This is a genomic window from Pedococcus sp. P2_F6 (genome assembly GCF_056403675.1).
In genome coordinates this window covers 744,213-766,894 of sequence record NZ_JBFUEZ010000003.1, presented here as the reverse complement: position 1 = coordinate 766,894, position 22,682 = coordinate 744,213, and the positions used below count along the sequence as shown (strand labels likewise).

At 69.8% G+C, this 22,682-nt stretch carries 21 protein-coding genes; 6 read left to right on the top strand and 15 right to left on the bottom strand.

All coding sequences use genetic code 11. The features are described 5' to 3' along the window. On the top strand, window positions 1-248 hold a 248-nt coding region (locus AC1DWP_RS11600), incomplete at its 5' end, for an integrase core domain-containing protein (RefSeq protein ID WP_477613441.1). Here AC1DWP_RS11600 and AC1DWP_RS11595 read toward each other — a convergent pair. Further along, a complete protein-coding gene (locus tag AC1DWP_RS11595; protein WP_477614603.1) occupies window positions 245-631 on the bottom strand; it encodes a type II toxin-antitoxin system death-on-curing family toxin in 387 nt (128 codons plus the stop codon). The two genes, AC1DWP_RS11600 and AC1DWP_RS11595, sit on opposite strands and share 4 nt — an antisense overlap. Then, window positions 628-825 carry a FitA-like ribbon-helix-helix domain-containing protein gene (locus AC1DWP_RS11590; RefSeq protein ID WP_477614602.1) on the bottom strand — a complete coding sequence of 66 codons (198 nt, stop codon included), beginning with the start codon at window positions 823-825 and terminating at the stop codon, window positions 628-630. Before AC1DWP_RS11590 ends, AC1DWP_RS11595 begins: the two co-directional genes overlap by 4 nt. Window positions 826-1,057: 232 nt before the next feature. Between AC1DWP_RS11590 and AC1DWP_RS11585 the strand changes: the two genes are divergently transcribed. The 3 genes from AC1DWP_RS11585 to AC1DWP_RS11575 all read left to right on the top strand — a co-directional run bounded on the left by AC1DWP_RS11585 (window position 1,058) and on the right by AC1DWP_RS11575 (window position 3,740). Beyond that, a complete protein-coding gene (locus AC1DWP_RS11585; protein ID WP_477614601.1) occupies window positions 1,058-1,390 on the top strand; it encodes a DUF485 domain-containing protein in 333 nt (110 codons plus the stop codon). Further along, window positions 1,387-3,036 (top strand): solute symporter family protein, encoded by a 1,650-nt coding sequence (locus AC1DWP_RS11580; RefSeq protein ID WP_477614600.1) that lies wholly within the window; start codon window positions 1,387-1,389, stop codon window positions 3,034-3,036. Before AC1DWP_RS11585 ends, AC1DWP_RS11580 begins: the two co-directional genes overlap by 4 nt. 134 nt (window positions 3,037-3,170) lie before the next feature. Further along, window positions 3,171-3,740 (top strand): AMIN-like domain-containing (lipo)protein, encoded by a 570-nt coding sequence (locus tag AC1DWP_RS11575; RefSeq protein WP_477614599.1) that lies wholly within the window; start codon window positions 3,171-3,173, stop codon window positions 3,738-3,740. Here the strand turns inward: AC1DWP_RS11575 and AC1DWP_RS11570 are convergent. Further along, window positions 3,715-4,611 carry a hypothetical protein gene (locus AC1DWP_RS11570; protein ID WP_477614598.1) on the bottom strand — a complete coding sequence of 299 codons (897 nt, stop codon included), beginning with the start codon at window positions 4,609-4,611 and terminating at the stop codon, window positions 3,715-3,717. The genes AC1DWP_RS11575 and AC1DWP_RS11570 overlap by 26 nt on opposite strands. 166 nt (window positions 4,612-4,777) lie before the next feature. Here AC1DWP_RS11570 and acs point away from each other — a divergent pair, with 166 nt between their 5' ends. Further along, complete coding sequence (gene acs / locus AC1DWP_RS11565; protein WP_477614597.1) at window positions 4,778-6,739, top strand: acetate--CoA ligase; 1,962 nt, start codon at window positions 4,778-4,780, stop codon at window positions 6,737-6,739. Between the two features lie 79 nt (window positions 6,740-6,818). Here acs and AC1DWP_RS11560 read toward each other — a convergent pair whose 3' ends face one another. The 3 genes from AC1DWP_RS11560 to AC1DWP_RS11550 form a co-directional block, all read right to left on the bottom strand. Continuing rightward, window positions 6,819-7,175 (bottom strand): VOC family protein, encoded by a 357-nt coding sequence (locus tag AC1DWP_RS11560; protein WP_477614596.1) that lies wholly within the window; start codon window positions 7,173-7,175, stop codon window positions 6,819-6,821. Between the two features lie 10 nt (window positions 7,176-7,185). Next, window positions 7,186-7,980: a glycerophosphodiester phosphodiesterase family protein gene (locus tag AC1DWP_RS11555; protein ID WP_477614595.1), complete on the bottom strand. Its 795-nt coding sequence runs from the start codon at window positions 7,978-7,980 to the stop codon at window positions 7,186-7,188. A gap of 102 nt (window positions 7,981-8,082) precedes the next feature. Continuing rightward, window positions 8,083-8,880 (bottom strand): IclR family transcriptional regulator, encoded by a 798-nt coding sequence (locus AC1DWP_RS11550; RefSeq protein WP_477614594.1) that lies wholly within the window; start codon window positions 8,878-8,880, stop codon window positions 8,083-8,085. A gap of 138 nt (window positions 8,881-9,018) precedes the next feature. On the opposite strand from AC1DWP_RS11550, the gene aceB reads away from it, so the two are divergent. Then, window positions 9,019-10,641, top strand: a complete 1,623-nt coding sequence (aceB, locus tag AC1DWP_RS11545) for a malate synthase A (protein ID WP_477614630.1) — start codon at window positions 9,019-9,021, stop codon at window positions 10,639-10,641. 19 nt (window positions 10,642-10,660) lie between these two features. On the opposite strand, the gene AC1DWP_RS11540 is transcribed toward aceB, so the two are convergent. The 9 genes from AC1DWP_RS11540 to allB form a co-directional block, all read right to left on the bottom strand. After that, entirely contained in the window at window positions 10,661-11,971 is a 1,311-nt protein-coding gene (locus tag AC1DWP_RS11540) for a guanine deaminase (protein WP_477614593.1), read from the bottom strand. Beyond that, complete coding sequence (xdhC, locus tag AC1DWP_RS11535; RefSeq protein WP_477614629.1) at window positions 11,968-12,783, bottom strand: xanthine dehydrogenase accessory protein XdhC; 816 nt, start codon at window positions 12,781-12,783, stop codon at window positions 11,968-11,970. Before xdhC ends, AC1DWP_RS11540 begins: the two co-directional genes overlap by 4 nt. A 2-nt stretch (window positions 12,784-12,785) precedes the next feature. Continuing rightward, entirely contained in the window at window positions 12,786-15,242 is a 2,457-nt protein-coding gene (gene xdhB / locus AC1DWP_RS11530; protein WP_477614592.1) for a xanthine dehydrogenase molybdopterin binding subunit, read from the bottom strand. Beyond that, window positions 15,239-16,786, bottom strand: coding sequence for a xanthine dehydrogenase small subunit (locus AC1DWP_RS11525; protein WP_477614591.1), 1,548 nt, complete (start codon window positions 16,784-16,786; stop codon window positions 15,239-15,241). Before AC1DWP_RS11525 ends, xdhB begins: the two co-directional genes overlap by 4 nt. A 483-nt stretch (window positions 16,787-17,269) precedes the next feature. Beyond that, window positions 17,270-18,013, bottom strand: coding sequence for an aspartate/glutamate racemase family protein (locus tag AC1DWP_RS11520; RefSeq protein WP_477614590.1), 744 nt, complete (start codon window positions 18,011-18,013; stop codon window positions 17,270-17,272). Then, the gene (locus AC1DWP_RS11515; RefSeq protein ID WP_477614589.1) at window positions 18,001-19,551 is read right to left on the bottom strand and encodes an NCS1 family nucleobase:cation symporter-1; all 1,551 of its coding nucleotides are present in this window, start codon (window positions 19,549-19,551) and stop codon (window positions 18,001-18,003) included. The genes AC1DWP_RS11520 and AC1DWP_RS11515 overlap by 13 nt, the downstream gene beginning before the upstream one ends. 155 nt (window positions 19,552-19,706) lie before the next feature. Beyond that, a complete protein-coding gene (locus tag AC1DWP_RS11510) occupies window positions 19,707-20,393 on the bottom strand; it encodes a GntR family transcriptional regulator (RefSeq protein ID WP_477614588.1) in 687 nt (228 codons plus the stop codon). Window positions 20,394-20,456: 63 nt separating this feature from the next. After that, complete coding sequence (locus tag AC1DWP_RS11505; RefSeq protein WP_477614587.1) at window positions 20,457-21,305, bottom strand: bifunctional allantoicase/(S)-ureidoglycine aminohydrolase; 849 nt, start codon at window positions 21,303-21,305, stop codon at window positions 20,457-20,459. Beyond that, window positions 21,302-22,678, bottom strand: a complete 1,377-nt coding sequence (gene allB, locus AC1DWP_RS11500; protein ID WP_477614586.1) for an allantoinase AllB — start codon at window positions 22,676-22,678, stop codon at window positions 21,302-21,304. Before allB ends, AC1DWP_RS11505 begins: the two co-directional genes overlap by 4 nt. Window positions 22,679-22,682: the final 4 nt, after the last annotated feature.

Genomic DNA, 22,682 nt, shown 5'->3' with positions numbered 1-22,682 from the left:
GCGGCGAGCTGGGCATCAAGGTCAGCAAGACCCGCCCCTACCGCCCACAGACCAACGGCAAGATCGAGCGCTTCCACCGCACCCTGGCCGACGGGTGGGGCTACGCCCGCTGCTACGAATCCGAAGCCGAGCGACGAGCCGCCCTGTCAGCATGGATCCACGAGTACAACCACCACCGACCCCACACCGCCTGCGGGAACAAGCCACCCATCACCCGCTTGACCAACCTGTCCGGTCAGTACAGCTAGCGGTCGCGAGACCAGGCCTCGGTGGCCTGCTCGAGTCGTTGGGCGATGTCGGAGATCTCGGCGTGCTCCCCCGTAGCCACCGCCATCACGAGGTCGTAGGCCGCGTCATTGGTGAGCCGGAGCTGCAGGCCGTTGGCGCCGTAGAAGGCCAGCATGGAGACGAAGCCCAGTCTCTTGTTGCCGTCGACGAGAGGATGGTTGTCGACCATCGACTGGAGCAGGGCCGCTGCCTTCTCGTGGAGCGTCGGGTAGGCATCCTCGCCGAAGACGGTCGTAGCCGGGCGGGCCACGGCACTCTGGAGGAGGCCGGCGTCACGCACCTGCACCTCACCCAGGACGCGCTCCGCGATGTGCAGGACGTCATCGAAGGTCAGCAGGATCACTGGCCGAGTCGCTCGATCGCGTCGGCGTAGCGGACCAGTTCGCGGTCGAGGACCGCGTCGACGATCTGTCGCCGGCCGGCCTGCTCGAGATAGCTCGACACGGCGTCGCGAGCAACCTCCTGCATCGAACGACCCTCCGCCTTGGCGCGTCGGCGCAGGGCCTCGTGCTCGTCCTCAGTCAGTCTCAGCGTCATGGCCATGATGTTATGGTATCACTCGTGACACCATCACAGATGGTCCACCAGCTGCGGCGAGACTCGCCGCTCGGCGCTCGACGGCGACCGTTCGGCGCAGCACCCCCTGCCACCCGGCGAGCGCAGACTCCGCACGGCGCGCGACCACGCGGCATACCTGCTGCTCAGGGGCTCGCAGCGGCACAGTGGCGACGATCGCGGGACCGGCCCGCGCCACCACAGGAGGTGTCCCGTGAGCAACGACGCTCGCACGGAGCACGACCCCTTTGTGGACCTGCAAGGGTCCGAGGAGTTCGCGGACCTGAGGTCCCGGTTCCGCAGGTTCGTCTTCCCCATGACCGCGCTGTTCCTGGCGTGGTACTTCCTCTACGTGCTGCTGTCGGTCTACGCGCCGGTGTTCATGGGCCACAAGGTGTTCGGCAACATCAACGTCGGCCTGATCCTCGGGCTCGGTCAGTTCGTGTCGACCTTCGTCATCACGATCCTCTACGTGCGCTGGGCCGACCGTGAGTTCGACCCGCGCGCCGCCGCACTCGCCACCACGATCGGGGAGGACCACCGATGAGCGCGCCCACCATTACCAGCCTCGCCCCCGCCGCCACGAACGTCGGCAGCCCGGCGCTCAACATCACGATCTTCGGCGTCTTCGTCCTGATCACTCTCGCGATCGTCATCCGGGCGTCGAAGAACAACCGCAGCGCGGCCGACTTCTACGCCGGTGGTCGTGCTTTCACCGGACGGCAGAACGGCATCGCGATCGCGGGCGACTACCTGTCGGCGGCCAGCTTCCTCGGCATCGCCGGGGCCATCGCCCTCAACGGCTACGACGGCTTCCTCTACTCGATCGGCTTCCTCGTCGCGTGGCTCGTCGCACTGCTCCTGGTCGCCGAGCTGCTGCGCAACGCGGGCAAGTACACGATGGCCGACGTCCTGTCGTTCCGCCTCAAGCAGCGGCCGGTCCGAATGGCTGCGGCGATCTCCACCCTCGCGGTCTGCTTCTTCTACCTGCTCGCGCAGATGGCCGGGGCGGGCGGTCTGGTGGCACTGCTGCTGGGCATCGACAAGAAGAGCGGCCAGTCCGTCGTCATCGCCGTCGTGGGGGTCATCATGATCGCCTACGTACTCATCGGCGGCATGAAGGGCACCACCTGGGTCCAGATCATCAAGGCCGTGCTGCTCATCATCGGCGCCGCCGTGATGTTCGTCTGGGTGCTGAGCAGGTTCGGGCTCAACCTCTCCCACCTGCTCGGTGAGGCCGTGACGAAGTCCGGAGGCAAGAAGGTCCTCGATCCCGGGCTGCAGTACGGGAAGAGCGGCCTGACCAAGCTCGACTTCATCTCGCTGTCGCTGGCCCTGGTGCTCGGCACCGCAGGCCTGCCGCACGTGCTGATGCGGTTCTACACCGTGCCCTCGTCGAAGGAGGCCCGCAAGTCGGTCGAGTGGGCGATCTGGCTGATCGGCATCTTCTACCTCTTTACCCTCGTCCTCGGGTACGGCGCCGCCGCACTCGTCGGGCCCAAGGCCATCGCGGCGGCTCCCGGCAAGGCCAACTCGGCCGCGCCACTGCTGGCCTACGAGCTCGGCGGTGAGCTGCTGCTCGGCCTCATCTCGGCCGTGGCGTTTGCGACCATCCTCGCGGTCGTCGCCGGTCTGACGATCACGGCGAGCGCGAGCCTGTCGCACGACATCTACAACTCGGTCATCAAGGAAGGCACCGCCTCTGCGGAGGACGAGGTCCGGGTCGCCCGCATCACCGCGGTCGTCATCGGCATCCTCGCGATCCTCGGCGGGATACTCGCCAACGGCCAGAACATCGCCTTCCTCGTCGCCCTCGCCTTCGCCATCGCGGCCTCGGCGAACCTGCCGACGATCCTGTACTCGTTGTTCTGGAAGCGGTTCAACACCCGAGGCGCGTTGTGGTCGATCTACGGTGGCCTCATCACCGCGCTGACGCTGATCGTCTTCAGCCCAGTGGTCTCGGGCAAACCGCCGGTCGCGCCGCTCACGACGAGCCCGTCGATGATCACGGACCCGACCGTGGACTTCCACTGGTTCCCGCTCGACAACCCCGGCATCGTCTCGATCCCGCTGGCCTTCATCCTGGGCTGGTTGGGCACCGTGACGAGCAAGGAGTACAACGCAGCCAAGTACGCCGAGATGGAGGTTCGCTCCCTCACCGGTCACGGCGCCGAGAAGGCGGTCGCGCACTAGGTCGACCACCCGGCACAGGGATCACCACGGTGCCGCGTCCCCGAACAGGGGGCGCGGCACCGTTGCCATTTGGTATGCCGGGTCAACCACCGGGCCGCGGACCGCGTCAGTGGTGTGTCCGAAGGGAGGACACCATGAACATCACGAAGCACAGCTCCACGCGACTGGCCATCCGGTCGCTCGTCATCGCCCTGGCGGCCGGCGTTGTCCCCGTCGTTGCCGCCACCACCTCCGCAGAGGCCGCACCCTACTGCGGGCTCACCTGGGGTTCGCTCGCCAAGAACTCCTCCACCATGGTCCCCGGCCCGCTCACGAACGTCAGGGCGGGACGGCACACCTGCTTCGACCGACTGGTGATCGACGTCAAGGGCAAGGCTCCCGGCTACACGGTGAAGTACGTGTCCAACGTCTTCACCGAGGGCCAGGGCGCGGTCGTGCCGCTGCGGGGTGGCGCCAAGCTCCTCGTCGTCACACGGGCACCGGCGTACACCTCGACGGGCACCGCGAGCTACCAGCCCGCCAACCAGCGCGAGCTGGTCAACGTCACCGGCTACACGACGTTCCGGCAGGTCGCGTGGGCCGGGACGTTCGAGGGTCAGACGTCGATGGGCCTGGGCGTCAGGGCACGGCTGCCGTTCCGGGCCTTCACGATCCACGACGCCACCGGCAGCAGGCTCGTCATCGACGTGGCCCACCGCTGGTAGGGGACGTCTCGTCGGTGTGGACATCCCGCGCGGGCGTTGTCCGGCGACGCAAGCCGCCGAGCAGCGCCCGCGTCGCTGCGACCAGCACCGCCAGCACGAGGGCTACGAGGAGCCAGCCGCTCGTGGACCGCACCAGGGACTCCGAGTAGCTCCACCACTGCGTTCGGAGGAAGTCCCATGACGACTCGGCGACCAGGCGCAGCTCCCCGCGCTTGGACCCGACGTTCATGCGCGGGTGGAGCACGTCCCAGCCATGGCTCAGCGACCGGGCCAGCAGAGAGAAGACCAGCCACGTCAACAGGATCCGGGCGACGCTGAGCAGGGTTGGCGCGACGCGCTGCAAGGTCGCCACCGCGAACGGCAGGGCCAGGGCCACCGCCAGCAGCAGCCCGTGCGGCCAGGTGGCCGGCGACAGCCCCGCCACGACGGCGAGCACCGTGGCCGCTCCCAGTGGCCCACTGTGCCCGCGGATGCCGAGCACGATGCCGCCGAGGGCCGCCGCCACCAGCAGGATCACCAGGACCTGGCGTTCGTCGGGGTACTCGTCAGTGGAGGGCGCGGAGAGGAGCCAGGCGAGCACGCTGAACAGCACGACGATGACGAAGCGTGGCCACGGGGAGCGCACGAGCAGCGAGACCGACGCAGCGGCCGCGGTCGCCCCCAGCAGGACGACGTCGCCGTTGATGGCCCTCAGCGGCAGGTGGAACCACGACGTCAGACCCCAGAAGCCGACCGGCCACCACAGGAGAGCTGCCAGCAGCATGGCCACCTCTGGCCAGACGCGGCCAGCCACAGCCCTGCCACGCTCGAGCGTGCTGGGCGTTGCGGTCTCGGAACCGGCGTCAGAGGTGGAGTTCCTCGCGGTGCTCACGCCACCAGAGGCTAGCCGCTTGCCGCTCCCAACGTCCGTCGATCGATCAACGCGACCACTCCCCTTGATGCGCGGCCCGGATGCGGGTTGGCTTGGGGTGTCACCGCGACTGCGACGCCGGATCTGCCGACGACGTCGCCTGCCAACGCCGCCAGGAGGAACCACCGTGTCCGACACCTTGTCCACGAGCCAGACCGAGGGTCGGGATCTGTCTCCCAGCCCCGAGTTCGCCGCCCAGGCCAACGGCCAGGCGGACCTCTACGACGCGGCGGACGAGGACTTCGAGGGCTTCTGGGCCGACCAGGCCCGGCAGCGTCTCACGTGGGCCAAGGACTTCGACCAGACCCTCGACTGGAGCGGTGCGCCGTTCGCCAAGTGGTACGTCGGCGGTGAGGTCAACGCGGCCTACAACTGTGTCGACCGGCACGTGGAGGCGGGCAACGGCGACCGCGTCGCCATCCACTTCGAGGGAGAGGGCGGGGACTCCCGCACCATCACGTATGCCGAGCTGCAGCGTGACGTGGCCAAGGCCGCCAATGCCCTTGAGTCCCTTGGGGTTTCGAAGGGCGATCGCGTGGCGATCTACCTGCCGATGATCCCCGAGGCAGTGGCGGCGATGCTCGCGTGCGCGCGCATCGGCGCCCCGCACTCGGTGGTGTTCGGCGGGTTCTCGGCCGACGCCCTGCGCACCCGCATCGCCGACGCCGAGGCCAAGCTGGTGATCACCGCTGACGGCCAGTTCCGCCGAGGCAAGTCCGCCCCGCTCAAGCCCGCCGTCGACGCCGCCGTCGAGGGCGAGACAACCGTCGAGAAGGTCCTGGTCGTGCAACGCACCAAGGACGAGGTCGAGTGGAACGACGACCGCGACGTCTGGTGGCACGACGTCGTCGACTCCGCGAGCGACCAGCACGAGGCGGTCGCCCACGACAGCGAGCACCCGCTCTTCATCCTCTACACGTCGGGGACCACGGGGAAGCCGAAGGGCATCTTCCACACCACGGGCGGCTACCTGACCCAGGCGGCATACACGAACTCGGTCGTGCACGACGTGCACCCGGAGACGGATGTCTACTGGTGCACGGCCGACATCGGCTGGGTGACCGGCCACTCCTACATCGTCTACGGACCGCTGGCCAACGGCGCGACCCAGGTGATCTACGAGGGCACGCCGGACACCCCGCACCAGGGCCGCTGGTGGGAGATCGTTCAGAAGTACGGCGTGACGATCCTCTACACCGCGCCCACCGCGATCCGGACCTTCATGAAGTGGGGCGACGACATCCCCGCGAAGTTCGACCTGTCGTCACTGCGGCTGCTCGGCTCGGTCGGTGAGCCGATCAACCCCGAGGCGTGGCTGTGGTACCGCAAGAACATCGGTGGCGGCCACTGCCCCATCGTCGACACGTGGTGGCAGACCGAGACCGGCGGCATCATGATCAGCCCGCTGCCGGGAGTCACGAGCCTCGAACCCGGTTCGGCGCAGCGACCGATCCCCGGCATCAGCGCCGAGATCCTCGACGACGAAGGCCAGCCGCTGCACGACCCCGAGGCGGTGGGCTACCTCGTGCTGACCAAGCCGTGGCCGGGCATGCTGCGGGGCATCTGGGGTGACCCGGAGCGCTACAAGGAGACCTACTGGTCGCGGTTCGGGCCGAAGTACTACTTCGCCGGGGACGGCGCGAAGTACGACGCCAACAACAACATCTGGCTGCTCGGCCGCGTCGACGACGTCATGAACGTGTCGGGCCACCGGCTGTCGACCGCCGAGATCGAGTCGGCTCTCGTGTCGCACCCGTCGGTGGCCGAGGCCGCCGTCGTGGGCGCGACCGACGAGACGACCGGTCAGGCCGTGGTGGCGTTCGTCATCCTGCGCGGCGGATCCGAGGACCACGGTGACGAGACGGTGCAGGAGCTGCGCAACCACGTGGCCAAGGAGATCGGCCCGATCGCCAAGCCCCGCTCGATCATGGTCGTGTCAGAGCTGCCCAAGACGAGGTCGGGCAAGATCATGCGACGGCTGCTGCGCGACGTCGCCGAGAACCGCGAGGTCGGCGACGTCACTACCCTGGCCGACTCGTCGGTCATGGGCCTGATCAAGGAAGGCATGAGCTCCGGCAAGGAGGACTGACGACTTCCCTACCGCACCACTGCATTTCGGTATGCCGCGGACCCACCTGGCGTCCGCGGCATACCTGTCTCTTGTGGTATCAGCTGGTGCAGAGGCAGAACGGGTGGCCGGCCGGGTCGAGGAAGACCCGGAAGGTCGTCCCCGGCTGGTGGTCGTGCTTGGTCGCACCGAGCGCGACCACGTCGGCCTCGCCGGTGTCGAGGTCCTCGACCACCACGTCGAGGTGCATCTGCTGGGGGACGTCCTGGCCGGGCCAGACGGGAGCCCGGTAGTCGTCGACCTGCTGGAAGCAGATGCACTGCCCGTAGTCGGCACGGATCTCGAACCAGTCGCCCTCGTTCTTGACGGACCAGTCGAGCATGGTGCCGTAGAAGGTCGCCAGGGCTTCGGCATCGGGGCAGTCGAGGACGATGGTGGGAAAGCGCGCGATAGCCATGTCGCGCAGGCTATTGCGGGTTCCGGACGATCCGCGACCTGATGTCGCCCATGGGCAGCCACTGGTCGCGAGCCACCAGCACCTCGCGCAGCAGATCGGGTCGGTCGGTGATGATCCCGTCGACGCCGGCGTCGAGCAGCCGCACCATCGACGGCTGGTCGTTGACGGTCCACACCACGACCTTCACGCCGATCCCGTGCGCCCCCGTCACCAACCGTTCGACGAAGACCGGCACCCGCCCGAGCTTGAGCGGCACGTGCGCGAACTCGGCTGTCGCGAAGCGGCGAGCGGGCGGCATACCGGCATGGGCCGTGGTGACCACCGCGGCCAGGGAGCGCCAGCCCAGGGCGGTCCGCACTCCGGGCGCCTCGGCCCGGACGACATCGAGCCAACCGTCCCAGGCTCCGGCCACGCAGACCCTGTCTCGGAAGTCACTGTGCTGCAACAGCTTCCCCAAGGGACCGATCGCCGCCTGGTCCTTCAGGTCGACGGTGAAGTTGGCATCGGGGAAGGCTTCGAGCGCGTCGGCCAGGGTCGGGATCGGCTCTCGCCCAGCCACCCGCACCCCACGCAACGACGCGAGGGTATGCCGCGCGAGCGGCCCGCGTGCGTCCGTCACGCGGTCGAGGGTCGAGTCGTGGAAGCAGACCAGCGCGCCGTCGGCGGTCAGTCGCACGTCGGTCTCGAGGTATCGCACCCCCAGGGCCGACGCGAGGGCGAACGCGGCGACGGTGTTCTCCGGGGCGAGGGCGGCACCCCCGCGGTGGGCGAGGGCGAGCGGGATGGACTCCGTGCCGTAGGCCATGACTCCAGCGTGCCGAACGCTCGGGGGCCCCGAGCGCGGAAACCGGCGTCTGGCACCAATGTTCACATCACGGAGGGCAACCGTTCGCCCGATGCTGACGCGCTAGACGGTTGCGCCCCGCATCTCGGCCGAGATCGCTGCCGCGACAGCGTGCATCGGCGTCGTCGCACTCTCGATGAACGCGTCCGTCATGCGCGGCAGCGGGCCGGACACGGACAGCGCCAACGGCTGGGGTGAGCCGGGGATGGCGACGGCCACGCAGCGGACGCCGACCTCCTGCTCCCCCTCGTCGAGCGCGTAGCCGCGCTCACGGGTGCGACCCAGCTCGGCCGCGAACGCCTCGGGATCGGTGATGGTGTGCTCGGTGCGCGCCGGCATGCCCGTGCGCGCGAGGATGGCCCGCACGGCCTCGGGGTCCATGTCGGCCATGATCGCCTTGCCGACGCCGGTGGAGTGCGGCAGCACGCGACGACCGACCTCGGTGAACATCCGCATGGAGTTGCGGCTGGCCATCACCTGGCCGATGTAGACCACCTGGTCGCCGTCGAGCATCGCGAGGTTGACCGACTCGCCGAGCTCGTGGGCGAGTCGCTCCATGTGCGGCCGCGCCCACCGGCTCACCATCCGGGACGTCGTCTCCCCCAGCCGGATCAGGCGCGGGCCGAGGGAGTACTGGCGGGAGGCCTCCTGGCGCACGTACCCGAGGTCGACGAGGGTCCGCACGAGGCGGTGGATCGTGGGCAGTGGCAGCTGCGCGTCGTTCGCGAGCTGCGACAGGCTGATCACGCCGCCGGCGTCGGCCATCGTCTCGAGGATCGCGAACGCGCGCTCGAGCGACTGGACGCCACCGCCTGTCTTCGCGGGCGTCGCCGCGTCCTCGACGGTCGGTTGGGTGCTCATATATCTCTCCCCAGTCCTTCCCGAATGAGAAGAAGATTTCGTATCATGGAACAATCGTAGTCTGTGAGCCGCCACCGCGGCACGCGACACCACCGACTTCTCCCGAGGATGCGCATGTCCCAGCCCACCACGCCCACCATGCAGCCCGTGCCCACCGTCGTCGTCGACGCCCCCCACGACGTCGAGCGGAGCTCGGAGATCCTGAGCCCCGAGGCCTTGGCCTTCCTCGCGGAGCTGCAGTCGAGGTTCGGTGACCGTCGGGACGAGCTGCTCGAGGCACGACGCTCACGCCGGGCAGAGGTGTCGAGGACCGGACGACTGGACTTCCTCGACGAGACGCGCGAGGTGCGCGAGGGCGACTGGACGGTGGCGTCGGCCCCGGCCGACTTCGCCGACCGTCGCGTGGAGATCACCGGCCCGACCGAGCGCAAGATGGCGATCAACGCCCTCAACTCCGGCGCCAAGGTGTGGCTCGCCGACCTCGAGGACGCCAACACGCCCCACTGGGACAACGTGATCGGCGGCCAGGTCAGCCTCTACGACGCGGTCCGCCGCACCATTGAGCTCACCGCCCCCAACGGCAAGCACTACGAGCTCAAGGACCCGGGCGGCATACCCGTCATCGTGCCGCGCCCGCGCGGCTGGCACTTCGACGAGGAGCACCTCACCCTCGACGGACGGCCGCTGGTCGGCGCCCTGGTCGACTTCGGCCTCTACTTCTTCCACAACGCCGCCGAGCTCCTGGCGCGCGGAAGTGGCCCCTACTTCTATCTGCCCAAGATGGAGTCGCACCTCGAGGCACGGCTCTGGAACGACGTCTTCACCTTCGCGCAGGAGTCGCTCGGCATCCCCCACGGCACGGTGCGTGCGACGGTGCTCATCGAGACGATCCCCGCGGCCTTCGAGATGGACGAGATCCTCTACGAGCTGCGCGACCACGCCGCCGGGCTCAACGCCGGTCGGTGGGACTACCTGTTCTCGATCATCAAGTACTTCCGGGACTCGGGGCCGTCGTTCACCCTGCCCGACCGCAACGCCGTGACGATGAACGCGCCGATGATGAAGGCCTACAGCGACCTGCTCGTGCAGACCTGCCACAAGCGCGGGGCGTTCGCGATCGGTGGCATGGCGGCGTTCATCCCCAGCAAGGACCCGTCGGTCAACGAGGCGGCGTTTGCCAAGGTGCGAGCCGACAAGGAGCGTGAGGTCGGCGCGGGCTTCGACGGCTCGTGGGTCGCACACCCGGGCATGGTCGAGCTGTGCAAGGAGATCTTCACCGACGTCCTCGGCGACTCGTCCAACCAGCTCGACAAGCGGCGCGACGACGTCTCGGTCACCGGCGCGGACCTGCTGGATGCGTCCTCCACCCCGGGCGACCGGACGCTGGATGGCTTGCGGGGCAACGTCTCCGTCGGCATCCAGTACCTCCAGGCGTGGCTGCTCGGCAACGGCGCGGTCGCGATCCACAACCTGATGGAGGATGCCGCGACCGCCGAGATCTCACGCAGCCAGATCTGGCAGTGGCTCAACTCGGGCGCCACCCTCGCGTCCGGCGAGACCGTCACCCGAGAGCTCGTCGACGAGGTCGTGGAGAGCGAGTATGCCGCCCTGGTCGACGCCGTGGGCGACGACGAGACCGCGCGGGGTGCGTTGGAGACGGCGCGCAGGTTGTTCGTCGAGTGCGCGCTCGACCCCGACTTCCCCGACTTCCTGACGCTCCCGGCCTACGCCGAGGTCCTGAAGGCCGAGCGCGCCTCCTGACCGGTTCGATGTAGCCCTGTCAGGTGCGGCGGGGCATCCGCCAGCGACCGGCGGCGATCTGGTCACCTCCGACCCAGACACCGCCGATGTCGGACGTCGTGCCGAGCGCGAACACCTTCGAGAGCGCGTCGTCGGCCGACTTGGCGTTGCCGAGCCCGACGGCGAGCGGGTCGCCGGCCTCCGGCAGCAGCCAGATCGCGTCGAACTGCTTGCCCACCGACAGGTCTCCCACCTCGTGCTCGAGGCCCAGTGCACGGGCACCGGCGGCGGTGCACAGCCAGAGCAGGTGCGCCGACGTGAGGGGCAGGCCCGAGTCGCCGAGCAGGCGCTGCATGAAGTAGGCCTGCAGACCCTCCTTGAGCATCGAGAATCCCGTGCCGGCACCGACGTCCGAGCCCATCGCCACCCGTACGCCGGCCTCGACGTGCCGGCGCAGCGGGAACAGCCCGCTGCCGAGGGCTGAGTTGCTCGTCGGGCAGTGCGCGACCGAGGCTCCGCGCGCCGCCAGGGTCGCGAGCTCGGGATCGGTCGGGTGGACGTTGTGGGCCAGCACGGACCGTGGGGTCACGAGCCCGTGCTTGTCATAGGTGTCGACGTAGGACGCGCCGTCGAACAGCCCGGCGACCTCCTTCACCTCGGCGGTGTTCTCGTTGACGTGCGAGGTGAACCAGGCCCCGTCGACCTCGCCGAACGTCGCGGCACAGGACTCGAGGATCGCGTCGCTGGCCGACAGGGAGAAGCGCGGCGTCACGGCATACCGGAGGCGGCCCTTGCCGTGCCAGCGCGAGGCGAGGTCGCGCGACTCCTGGTACGCCCGGTCGGGGGTGGTGAGCAGCGGCTCGGGGAGGATCCGGTCGGAGGTGACCAGGCCCGTCGTGACCCGCAGCCCCCAGAGGTCAGCGGCTTCGAACATGACGTCGACCGCCGAGGCGAAGTGCGACCCGAACACGAGGGCAGTGGTGGTGCCGGCGTCGACGAGCCCGGTGACGAAGTCCCTGGCCACGCCACGCGCCATGTCCACGTCGGCCAGCCGCATCTCCTCCGGCAGCGCGCACTGGTCGAGCCAGTCGAGCAGGGGCATGCCCAGCCCGCCGATGACGCGCACCTGCGGGAAGTGGACGTGGGTGTCGACCAACCCGGGCAGGACCATCCCCTCGCGCAGGTCGAGGACGTCCTCGTCGGGGTGCTCGGCGCGCAGGGTCGCGAAGGCACCGCGAGCCACGATCACCCCGCCCTCGACGAGCAGGCCGCAGTCGTCCTGGGCGCGCAGGGCGCCACCGGTGAAGGGGTCGTCGGGGGTGTCGAGCACAGTGGCCCGGAAGAGCGTCATCGAGGCACTCGCGAGGACTCGGACTCGAACACCCTCACGAGGTCGGCGGCGACACTCAGGGCGATGGTCGCCGGGTCCTTGCCGGTGAGGTCGGCGACACCGATCGGGGTCTGGATGCGCGCGAGATCGGCGTCCGAATGTCCTTCTGCCGCAAGGCGTTGGCGAAAGCGGGACCACTTGGCCGACGAGCCGATGAGCCCGATCGAGCCGAGGTGCTCGCACCGCAGGGCGCCGTCGCACAGAGCCGCGTCCTCCGCGTGGTCGTGGGTCATGACGAGGACATGCGTGCCGTGGGGCACCTGGCCCAGGACCAGCTCGGGGACGGGGGCGTGGTGGACGTGGACCCTGGCCGTCGAGTCGTCGAGGACGTCGAGCCGGTCGTGTCCGAGCTGGTCGGCGCGCGAGTCGACGAGGTGGAGCTCGAGGTCGTGACGGGCGAGGATCCGGGCGAGCTCGAGCCCGACGTGGCCGATCCCGAAGATCGCGACCGCCGGCACCACCGCGAGCGGCTCGAGGAGGACCTGCACCTCGCCACCGCAGCACTGCTGACCATGTTCTGCGGGCGCCTTGTCGTTGAGGGACAACGAGATCTGCTCAGGGACGGCCACGGACTCGGCGAGCATCGTGCGGGCGCGGGCGACCGCGGTGGCCTCGAGGTTGCCGCCGCCGATGCTGCCCCAGGTGGCACCCACGCCGACGACCATCTTGGCCCCGGCCTCACGCGGCGAGTGTCCGCGCACCGAGGTCAGCGTGACGAGGACGCCCGGCCGGCGCTCGCGACGCAGGCGCTCGACGGCCGAGAGCCACTCCACGGTCACGTCCCCGCCCTGGCCGGCTGGGCGGCCTGCTCGGAACGCGGCCGCAGGGGTGCGGCGTCGGGGTCGGGCTGGTCGGGGACCACGCCCGGCGCACCCTCGACCATCGCAGTCATGTGGGGCGGCTCCGCGCCGCCCCGGGCCTCCCGAACGGCCCAGAAGACTGCCTCCGGGGTCGCCGGGGACGCGAGGTCGACCGACGTTCCGGCCGGACCGAAGGCGGCTGCAGCCTCGCGCAGCGCCTCACGCACCGAGAACGCCAGCATCAGCGGCGGCTCACCGACCGCCTTCGAGCCGTAGACGGCGCCGTCCTCGTGGGCGCGCTCGAGCAGCGCCACGTTGAAGACCTCGGGCATCTCGGAGAAGCTCGGGAGCTTGTAGGTGCTCGCCGCCTGGGTGGCCAACCGACCACGGGACGGCCGGTCCGACTCGTCCCAGCGCAGGTCCTCAAGCGTCAGCCAGCCGGCACCCTGGACGAACGCACCCTCGACCTGGCCGATGTCCACCAGGGGCGAGAGGGAGTCGCCCACGTCGTGCACGATGTCGACGCGCCGCAACCGGTAGGCGCCGGTGAACTCGTCGACCTCGACCTCGCTCGCCGCCACGCCGTAGGAGAAGTACTTGAAGGGCGACCCGTGCATCGCGGAGGAGTCCCAGTGCAGCCCCTCGGTGCGGTAGAAGCCCGCAGCCCAGAGCTGGATCCGTTGGAAGTAGGCCTGGTTGACGAGGTCCGCCCACGGCACGGTGGCGCCGCCGCCGACCTTGCCCACGTGCCCGTCGCTGAACCGCACGTCGGCCGGGTGCGCCCCGAGTCGTCCGGCGGCAACAGCCCGCAGCCGCTCGATGATCTGCTCGCAGGCGTCCTTGACCGCGCCACCGTTGAGGTCGGCACCGGAGCTGGCGGCCGTCGCTGACGTGTTCGGCACCTTGTCGGTGCGCGTCGGTGCGAGCCGGACGGTCGACAGCGGCACCCCCAGCGTGGTGGCCGCGACCTGGAGCATCTTCGTGTGCAGGCCCTGACCCATCTCGGTGCCACCGTGGGTGATGAGCACCGACCCGTCCTTGTAGACGTGGACGAGCGCGCCGGCCTGGTTGAACGAGGTGAAGTTGAACGAGATGCCGAACTTCACCGGCGTCATCGCCAGGGCACGCTTGGAGTGCTCGTGCGAGGCGTTGTATGCCGCGATCTCGGCCTTGCGCGCCGCGATGTCACCGGTGGTGAGCACCTGCTCCCAGCAGGTCGCGACCCGCTCGGGGTGGCGGACCGGCTGGCCGTAGGGAGTGGACTGACCGTCGACGTAGAAGTTGCGTGACCGCAGCTCGATCGGGTCGATGCCCAGCTGGGGGGCGCATCGGCCAAGGATGTCCTCGATGACGAGCATCCCCTGTGGGCCGCCGAAGCCACGGAACGCGGTCTGGCTGGTCTTGTGGGTCTTGGCGATCCGGCCGTTCACCCGCACGTTGGGGATCCAGTAGGCGTTGTCGATGTGGCACAGGGCCCGGGCCAGCACGGGCTCGGAGAGGTCGAGGCTCCACCCACCGTCGGAAGTCAGCGTGGCGTCGAGCGCCTGCAGCATTCCGTTGTCGTCGAAGGCAACCCGCCACTGGGCGTGGAACCCGTGCCGCTTGCCCGACATGGTCATGTCCTGCGTGCGGTTGAGCCGCAGCCGCACCGGGCGGCCGGTGAGCGTCGCGCCGAGGGCCGCGATCGCGGCATACCCGTGGGGCTGCATCTCCTTGCCCCCGAAGCCGCCACCCATCCGCAGGCACTGGACGGTGACCGCGTGACTCGGCAGCCCGAGCACGTGCGCGACGATGTCCTGCGTCTCGGTCGGGTGCTGCGTCGAGCTCTGGACGAAGATCTGCCCGTTCTCGTCCACGAGGGCGATCGAGCAGTGCGTCTCGAGGTAGAAGTGCTCCTGCCCCGCGAACTCGAACTCGCCGCTGTAGACGTGGGCCGCTCCGGCGAACCCTGCCTCGATGTCGCCGCGCTCCATGTGCGGCTGCCCGCCCTGGAAGCTCCCGGCCTCGATCGCCTCGTGGACGGTCACCAGGGACGGCAGCGGCTCGTAGTCGACCTCGACCGCGAGCGAGCCCAGCCGTGCGGCTTCCAGGGTCTCGCCGAGCACCCAGCACACCGCGTGACCGAAGAACATGACCTCCGACGGGAACAGCGGCTCGTCGTGCTTGACCCCGGCATCGTTGACGCCCGGGACGTCGTCGGCGGTGAGGACGCGCACGACGCCCGGGACCTCCAGCGCCGGCGCCGTGTCGAGGCGGGTGACGCGGGCATGGGCGTGCGGCGCCTGCACCGGGTGGGCGTGCAGGATCCCGTGCGTACGGACCGCGAGGTCGTCGGTGTACAGCGCCTCTCCCGTCACGTGCAGCGATGCCGCCTCGTGCGGGATCTCTTGGCCGACAACGGGATTGGCTGGGCGTTCGGACAGGGCGCTCATGCTCCGACCTCCTGTTGGGTCGCGGTCTCGGCGTGCAGCTTGAGGAGGGCGGTGCCCAGCGTCGCCGTGCGGTATGCCGCGCTGGCCCGGTGGTCGTCCATCGGCGTGCCTTCGCCGCGCATCACGTCCGCAGCCTCGCGGGCGACCTCGGCGCTCCACGCCCGACCCTCGAGGGCAGCCTCGGTGGCCAGCGCGCGGATGGGGGTGGCGGCCACGCCACCGAGGCCGATCCGCGCCTTGACGACGACGCCGTCGCGGAGGTCGAGCGCGAAGCCGACGGCGACGCTGGAGATGTCGTCGAACCGTCGCTTGGCGATCTTGTGGAAGGCCGTGACCTCGCTGAGCGGCAGCGGGATCCGCACGGCGCGGATCAGCTCGCCCTCTCGCTTGAGCGTCTGGCGGTAGCCCGTGAAGTAGTCGGCCAGGGGCACCTCGCGCTCCCCGTCGGTCGAGGCGAGCAGCACCGTCGCCTCGAGGGCGAGCAGGGCAGGAGGCGTGTCACCGATGGGCGACCCCGTGCCGAGGTTGCCGCCGATGGTCGCGCCGTTGCGGATCAGGCGCGAGGCGAACTGCGGGAACATCTTGTCCAGCAACGGGACTCGTCCGGCGAGCCCCCGCTCCACCTCGCTCAGGCTGAGGGCGGCACCGATCTCCACCGCGTCGTCACCGAGTTCGAGCGTCCGCAGCTCCGGCAGCCGGTCGATGCCGATCGCGAAGGGGGTCCGCGAACCACGGAGGTTGACCTCGACGCCCCAGTCGGTGGAGCCGGCCACCAGGACGGCGTCGGGGTGCTCGGACAGCAGGGCCAGCGCCTCGGAGAGGTCGCCGGGGCGGGCGTAGGTCCCGGTGGGGCCGTCGAGCCGCGTGGCGCGGGCGGCGGGGGGCGCGGCAGCCAGCCGCGCGGCATACGGGTCGTCGGCGGCGGGCTCGCCGAGGGCGTAGGCGGCGTCGCGGATGGGTCGGTAGCCGGTGCAGCGGCACAGGTTGCCCGAGAGTGCGTGCAGGTCGAAGCCGTTGGGTCCGTGTTCGTGGTCGGGAGCGGCACCCGGGTCGTTCGCTGTGTGGCCCTGGGCAGCCTCGGTTGCACGCTCGTGGCCGTTCTGCGACGGGTCCGGAGCGGCCGCAGCGGTGGCACACCGACCCTCGCGGTAGTACTCGGCGGCCATGCTGCAGATGAACCCCGGCGTGCAGTAGCCGCACTGGGACCCGCCGCGGACAGCCATCTCACGCTGCACCGGGTGGAGGGCGTCGGGGCGGCCGAGTCCCTCTGAGGTGACGACCTCCTGGCCGTCGAGCGCCGCGACCGGGACGAGGCACGCGTTGATGGCGGTCCACTGGGTGCAGGACCCCTCGGTGGGTCGGGCCACCATGATCGAGCAGGCGCCGCACTCTCCCTCGGCGCAGCCCTCCTTGGCACCGGTCAGGCCCTGGGCCCGGAGCCAGTCGAGGGCCGTGGTGCTCGGGTCGGTGCCGTCGAGCGCGCTGGGCGCACCGTTGACCGTGACACTGTGCTCTTCAACAGCGTGAGTGTTGGTTGACGCCATGGTGACTCCCGTCGCCCCAATCCTTGGGGACCATCATCCCCCAGGCGTCGCCACCTGGGGGCATGGTTGCTGACAGGAGTGGGTCCGCCGGTTATCCATGCCGAACGACGGCCCTGTCGTTGGTTCCCGAGCAGGATAGGCCTCAACAAACTGTTGAATCAAGGGTTTCGGCCGACCATTCCGCGCGCTGGACGAACGTGCCCGCCTTCGGGACTTGTTGCCGCCAGGTGGTCACCGGACCCCCATTTCCGCCCACGCGTGACGATCTGCGCGCAACACGTGCCCGCCGTCGGGACTTGTTGCCGCCAGGTGGTCACAGGCCCCCCATTTCCGCCCACCCGCGACGATCTGCGCGCAACACGTCCCCACCGCCGGGACTTGTTGCCGCCAGGTGGTCACCGGACCCCCATTTCCGCCCACCCGTGACGACCTGCGCGCAACACGTGCCCGCCTTCGGGGGGAGGCGCCGCGGGAAGGCACAACTCAGGCGCGGCCGAACCCCTGCAGCACTCCGGCGTAGGCCTTCGGCGGCGGCGGCGCGAGCTCGCCGTGCGTGGAGGGGCGCAACCCGAGCCGCACCACGCTCTCGGCGAGCAGCGTCCCCGCTGCGACGCCGTCGACGACCGGCACCCCCAGCTGTTCGGTGAGCAGCTCGGGCAGGCCCGCCATCCCGGCGCACCCGAGCACGATCGCGTCCGAGCCGTCAGCCGCCACGGCGTTCTTCGCGAAGGCGAGGATCACGGCATACGTCCGGTCGCGGTCCTCTTCCAGCTCGAGCACCGGGATGTCGCACGCGTGCACGCCCGCGCACTGACGCTCCAGGCCATAGGTGCGGGTGAGGTCCCACGCGCGCCCCACCGTGCGGCTCATCGTGGTGACGACCGAGAAGCTCCGCCCCAGCAGGGAAGCCGTCTTCATCGCCGCCTCGGCGATGCCGATCACCGGCCTGGACGCCGCCTCCCGAGCGGCGTCCAGACCGGGGTCTCCGAAGCAGGCCAGGACGAACGCGTCCGCCTGCTGGTCCTCGCGGATGATCTCGAGCAGCCCCGGCACCGCGAGCGCCTCGTCGTAGTGGCTCTCGATCGACGCCGGTCCCATCGACGGAGTGCGGGCCGTGATGATCGCGTCTGGGCCGGCCACCCGCCGCGCCTCCGCCTCGATCAGCGCGGTCATCGACGCCGTCGTGTTCGGGTTGACGACGGTGAGGTGGACAGTCACTTCACGCACGTCTTCGCGTCGAGGGGGCTGTCGCTGACACCCATCCGCGGAGCGAGGAGCGCGTATGCCGCGAAGCCCAGACCGCAGCCGATGAACCAGGAGTAGTCGTCGAACCGGTTGATGCCAGGGATGAACACGGCCGAAAGGGCGCCGGCTGCAGCGATCGCGGTCGCCCAGATCGCGGGCGGGTTGTAGCCACGCTTGTAGTGGTAGGCGCCGGACTCGTCGAGGGTGAACAGGTCGTCGACGCAGACCCGCTGCTTGTGCACGACGTAGTAGTGGGCGATGAGGACCCCGAACAGCGGGCCGATGAAGGCACCCAGGGTGTCGAGCGTGTAGTGGATCGTCTCGGGGCTGTTGTAGAGGTTCCACGGCGTGAGCAGGACCGAACCGACCGCGGCGATCATGCCGCCCATCCGCCAGCTGATCTTCTGCGGGCTGACGTTGGAGAAGTCGAAGGCCGGAGAGACGAAGTTGGCGACGATGTTGATGCCGATCGTGGCCGTGGTGAAGGTCAGCGCCGCGAGGACGAGGGCGAAGGTGTTGTCGATGTGGCCGACGGTCGACACCGGGTCGGTGATCAGCTCGCCGTAGACCGGCAGGGTGGCCGCGGCGGTGAGGACGGTCAGCAGCGAGAAGAAGACGAAGTTGACCGGCAGGCCCCAGAAGTTGCCCTTCTTCACGGCCTGGAAGGTGCGGCCGTAGCGCGAGAAGTCACCGAAGTTGAGCATCGGGCCGGAGAAGTAGGACACGACCAGCGCCGTCGCCGCCAGCATCGTCGTGACGACCTTGCCGCCGGAGAGCTCGTGGTCGGACAGGTTGAGGTTGACGCTCCAGCCGGCCTTGGACAGCAGGTAGACGCACAGCGCGATCATCACGACGTAGACGGCCGGTCCGGCGAAGTCGATGAACTTGCGGATCGTGTTCATGCCGGTCCAGAAGACCGCCGCCTGCGCAACCCAGAGCAGGGCGAAGGTCGCGTAGCCGAGGGTCGAGAGGCCGAGGAACCCGTGCTGGCTCACGTCGGCGTACGGCTCGAGCCCTGGCCACATGCGAACCAGCAGGATGTCCAGCGACGCCGAGGCGAGGTAGGTCTGGATGCCGTACCAGGCCACCGCGATGAGCCCTCGGATAATGGCGGGAATGTTGGCGCCGAGCACCCCGAACACCGACCGGCAGATCACCGGGTAGGGGACGCCGGTGCGCTGGCTGGGCTTGGCGACCAAGTTGCAGAAGAAGAGCACGATCGTGATGCCGACGATGAGGCACACGAACACCTGCCAGCTCGTCAGGCCGAGGGCGAACAGGCTGCCGGCCGTGATGTAGCCGCCGACGCTGTGCACGTCGGACATCCAGAACGCGAAGATGTTGTACCAGGACCAGGTCTGCTCCTTGAGCGGCGCGAGGTCCTCGTTGGTCAGGCGCTCGTCGTACGACGGCTTGATCAGACCGGCGCCGGCGCCGTGGTCGTGCTCCCCGTGGTGGGTCGCGAACCCGGCCGCAGCGGCCGCTTCCTCGGTCTCGAAGGGCTTTTCGGTGGTGCTCATCCGGACTCCTTTGTCCACCGCGTGATCGCGGATGCTTGCGGAGAACGCTAGGAGCGGATCCGTTGGGACAGAAGGCTTTGAACCGTATATCTGGGTATATCCAGGCGCCCCCGGGCGGGTTCGACCGGCGCCGGATCGGGGCGAGAAAAGGCTGGTCAGCCGCCGATGCGGGCGATGCATGCCGTGAGCCGGTCGTGGTGGGCCTCGGCGACAGCCTTGAGGGTCTCGGCGTCGCGGGCGACGAAGGCGTCGAGCATCCGCTGGTGGTCCTCGCGCATGCCTGCCCGGTCCTGCTCGGTCGTGCGCATCATGGTCTGGACGGGCTCGGTGAGGTTCCAGGCGATGTCGAGCATGTGCAGCAGCCGGGGCATCCGGCACGGGGCCAGGAGCGCCTCGTGGAACTCGCGGCTGGCGCGTTGGAACGCCGCGGCATCGTCGGCGGCGACGGCCCGGTCGAGGGCGTCGTGGATCGCCGTGGCGCGCGCGTGGTCAGCCGGTGCGGACTGGCGCACCGCCGCCTCGAGGGCAGCCGCCTCGAGGGCACCGCGCACCACGTAGAGCTCGTCGAGCTCGGCCTGCGAGAGGGCGGTGACGGTGTAGCCGAGCCTTGGCTGGTGCTCCAGCAGGCCCTCACCGAGCAAGGTCTTGAGGGCCTCGCGCACGGGGATCAGGCTCACGCCGAAGAAGGCCGCCACGTCGTCGAGCGGGATCGGGCTGCCGGGGGGCACCGCGCCGGAGGCGATCACGCGGCGCAGCTCGGAGAGCACCTGGGGTCCGGAGACGTAGGCGTCCTCCCGGGTGAGCAGGCTGACGATGCCCGACTGTCGCCGTGGCTGCGTCATGCTCCACCTCCACCCGTCACCGGACCATCATGCCCACCGTGGCCCTGGCCGCCAGATCGTGAGCTACACGAACTGGCGGGAGAGGACTGCGTGCCGGTTGACGTCCTTGTAGAGCAGGTAGCGGAACCGACCGGGGCCCCCGGCGTAACAGGCCTGCGGGCAGAAGGCGCGCAGCCACATGAAGTCGCCTTCCTGCACCTCGACCCAGTCGTTGTTGAGCAGGTAGACCGCCTTGCCCTCGAGGACGTAGAGGCCGTGCTCCATCACGTGGGTCTCCGGGAACGGGATCGCCCCGCCCGGCTCGAAGTTGACGATGTTGACGTGCATGTCGTGCCGCACGTCGGTCGGGTCGACGAACCGCTGGGTGGTCCACACCCCGTTGGTGCCAGGCATCTCCCCTCCCTCGACGTCGCCCTCGTTCGTCACGAACGCCTCGGGCACCTCGACACCCTCCACGACCTGGTAGGCCTTGCGGATCCAGTGGAAGGTCGCCACGACGTCGCCGCGGTTGTGCAGCGTCCACTCCTGACCCGGCGGGATGAAGGCGTAGCCGCCGGCCGCCAGCTCGTGCGACTGGTCCCCGAGGGTCAGCGTCAGCCCGCCCGCCACCACGAAGAGCACCCCCTCGGCACCCGGGTCGAGCTCGGGCTTGTCGGAGCCACCGCCCGGCGAGACCTCGACGATGTACTGCGAGAACGTCTCCGCGAAGCCGGACAACGGCCGGGCGATCACCCAGAGCCGGGTGGCGTCCCAGAACGGCAGGTTGCTCGTGACGATGTCGGTCATCGTCCCGCGCGGCAGGACGGCGTACGCCTCGGTGAACACCGCGCGGTCCGTCGTCAGCTGGGTCTGCGGCGGCAGACCCCCGGCGGGGGCGTAGTAGGAAGTGGTCGCGTGGCGGGGCGTGGTCATCGCTGTCCTCTCGTCAGGAGCCGACCGCGGGGGTCGGCCTCGATGTCGACCGGTATGCCGTGCAGCCAGGTCTGGCGCACCGCCCCGGTGAGCGTGCGGCCGGCATACGCCGACACGGGGTTCTTGTGCCGCAGGGAGGCGACGTCGACGGTGAACGACTCGTCGGGGGCGAAGACGACGAGGTCGGCCGGCGCGCCGACCGCGATCCGCCCGCGGTCGGTGAGCCCGACCTGGTCAGCAGGCCCCTCCCCCATCCAGCGCACGACGTCGGCGAGCGAGTGCCCGCGTTGCCGGGCCTCGGTCCACACGGCGGGCAGGCCGAGCTGGAGACCGGCGATACCGCCCCAGGCCTCACCGAAGTCGCCTGAGTCGAACCGCTTGAGGTCCTCGGTGCAGGGCGAGTGGTCGGACACGACCGTGCGGATGACGCCGTCCTCCAGGCCGGCCCAGAGCCGGTCGCGGTTGTCGTGCTCGCGGATCGGCGGGCAGCACTTGAACTGCGTTGCGCCGTCGGGGATCTCCTCGGCGTCGAGGGTGAGGTAGTGGGGGCAGGTCTCCACCGAGAGCCGCAGCCCCTCGGCCTGGGCCTTGGCGATCAACGGGATCGCGTCGGCGTCGGAGAGGTGCAGGATGTGCGCCCGCCCGCCGGTCTCGCGGGTCGCGTCGATGACCTGCGCGATGGCCCGCTCCTCGGCCTCCTTGGGACGCGAACCCAGGAACCCGGCATACCCCTGGCCGTGCGACTGCGGTGCGGACTCGATGGTCTGCTCGTCCTCGGCGTGCACGATGACGAGCCCGTCGAAGGTGGCCGTCTCCGCGAGCGCCTCGCGCAGCTCGGACGCCGACAGGTGGGGGAACTCGTCGACGCCGGAGTGGAGCAGGAAGCACTTGAAGCCGAAGACGCCGGCCTCGTGGAGCGGTCGCAGGTCGGGCAGGTTGCCGGGCACGGCACCACCCCAGAAGCCCACGTCGACGTAGGCCTGGTCGCGGGCGACCGCCCGCTTCTCCTCGAGGGCGGCCACGGTGACGGTGGGCGGGATGGAGTTCAGGGGCATGTCGATGATCGTCGTGACACCACCGGCAGCGGCGGCGCGGGTGGCGCTGGCGAACCCCTCCCAGTCCGTGCGCCCCGGCTCGTTCACGTGGACGTGGGCGTCGACGAGGCCGGGCAGCAGCACCTCGTCGTCGGCCAGCTCGACCACGCGGGCGCCGGGCACCTCGGTGTCGTAGGGGTCGACCGCGACGATCCGCCCGCCCGCGAGCGAGACCGCCACTGCGACCTCGGCCCCGCCGACCACGGCACGCCTCGCTCGAAGGACCACCTCTGCCGTCACGCCCGACCCCTTCCCGGAGCTCTGCACCGCGCCTGCCATGACC

What these genes read in the sequence shown, in the direction of transcription:
- AC1DWP_RS11590 (WP_477614602.1), bottom strand. Translation starts at nt 825, where the DNA reads ATGACGCTGAGACTGACTGAGGACGAGCACGAGGCCCTGCGCCGACGC.
- AC1DWP_RS11580 (WP_477614600.1), top strand. Translation starts at nt 1,387, where the DNA reads ATGAGCGCGCCCACCATTACCAGCCTCGCCCCCGCCGCCACGAACGTC.
- AC1DWP_RS11575 (WP_477614599.1), top strand. Translation starts at nt 3,171, where the DNA reads ATGAACATCACGAAGCACAGCTCCACGCGACTGGCCATCCGGTCGCTC.
- AC1DWP_RS11560 (WP_477614596.1), bottom strand. Translation starts at nt 7,175, where the DNA reads ATGGCTATCGCGCGCTTTCCCACCATCGTCCTCGACTGCCCCGATGCC.
- AC1DWP_RS11555 (WP_477614595.1), bottom strand. Translation starts at nt 7,980, where the DNA reads ATGGCCTACGGCACGGAGTCCATCCCGCTCGCCCTCGCCCACCGCGGG.
- AC1DWP_RS11550 (WP_477614594.1), bottom strand. Translation starts at nt 8,880, where the DNA reads ATGAGCACCCAACCGACCGTCGAGGACGCGGCGACGCCCGCGAAGACA.
- aceB (WP_477614630.1), top strand. Translation starts at nt 9,019, where the DNA reads ATGCAGCCCGTGCCCACCGTCGTCGTCGACGCCCCCCACGACGTCGAG.
- AC1DWP_RS11540 (WP_477614593.1), bottom strand. Translation starts at nt 11,971, where the DNA reads ATGACGCTCTTCCGGGCCACTGTGCTCGACACCCCCGACGACCCCTTC.
- xdhB (WP_477614592.1), bottom strand. Translation starts at nt 15,242, where the DNA reads ATGAGCGCCCTGTCCGAACGCCCAGCCAATCCCGTTGTCGGCCAAGAG.
- AC1DWP_RS11525 (WP_477614591.1), bottom strand. Translation starts at nt 16,786, where the DNA reads ATGGCGTCAACCAACACTCACGCTGTTGAAGAGCACAGTGTCACGGTC.
- AC1DWP_RS11515 (WP_477614589.1), bottom strand. Translation starts at nt 19,551, where the DNA reads ATGAGCACCACCGAAAAGCCCTTCGAGACCGAGGAAGCGGCCGCTGCG.
- AC1DWP_RS11510 (WP_477614588.1), bottom strand. Translation starts at nt 20,393, where the DNA reads ATGACGCAGCCACGGCGACAGTCGGGCATCGTCAGCCTGCTCACCCGG.
- AC1DWP_RS11505 (WP_477614587.1), bottom strand. Translation starts at nt 21,305, where the DNA reads ATGACCACGCCCCGCCACGCGACCACTTCCTACTACGCCCCCGCCGGG.
- allB (WP_477614586.1), bottom strand. Translation starts at nt 22,678, where the DNA reads ATGGCAGGCGCGGTGCAGAGCTCCGGGAAGGGGTCGGGCGTGACGGCA.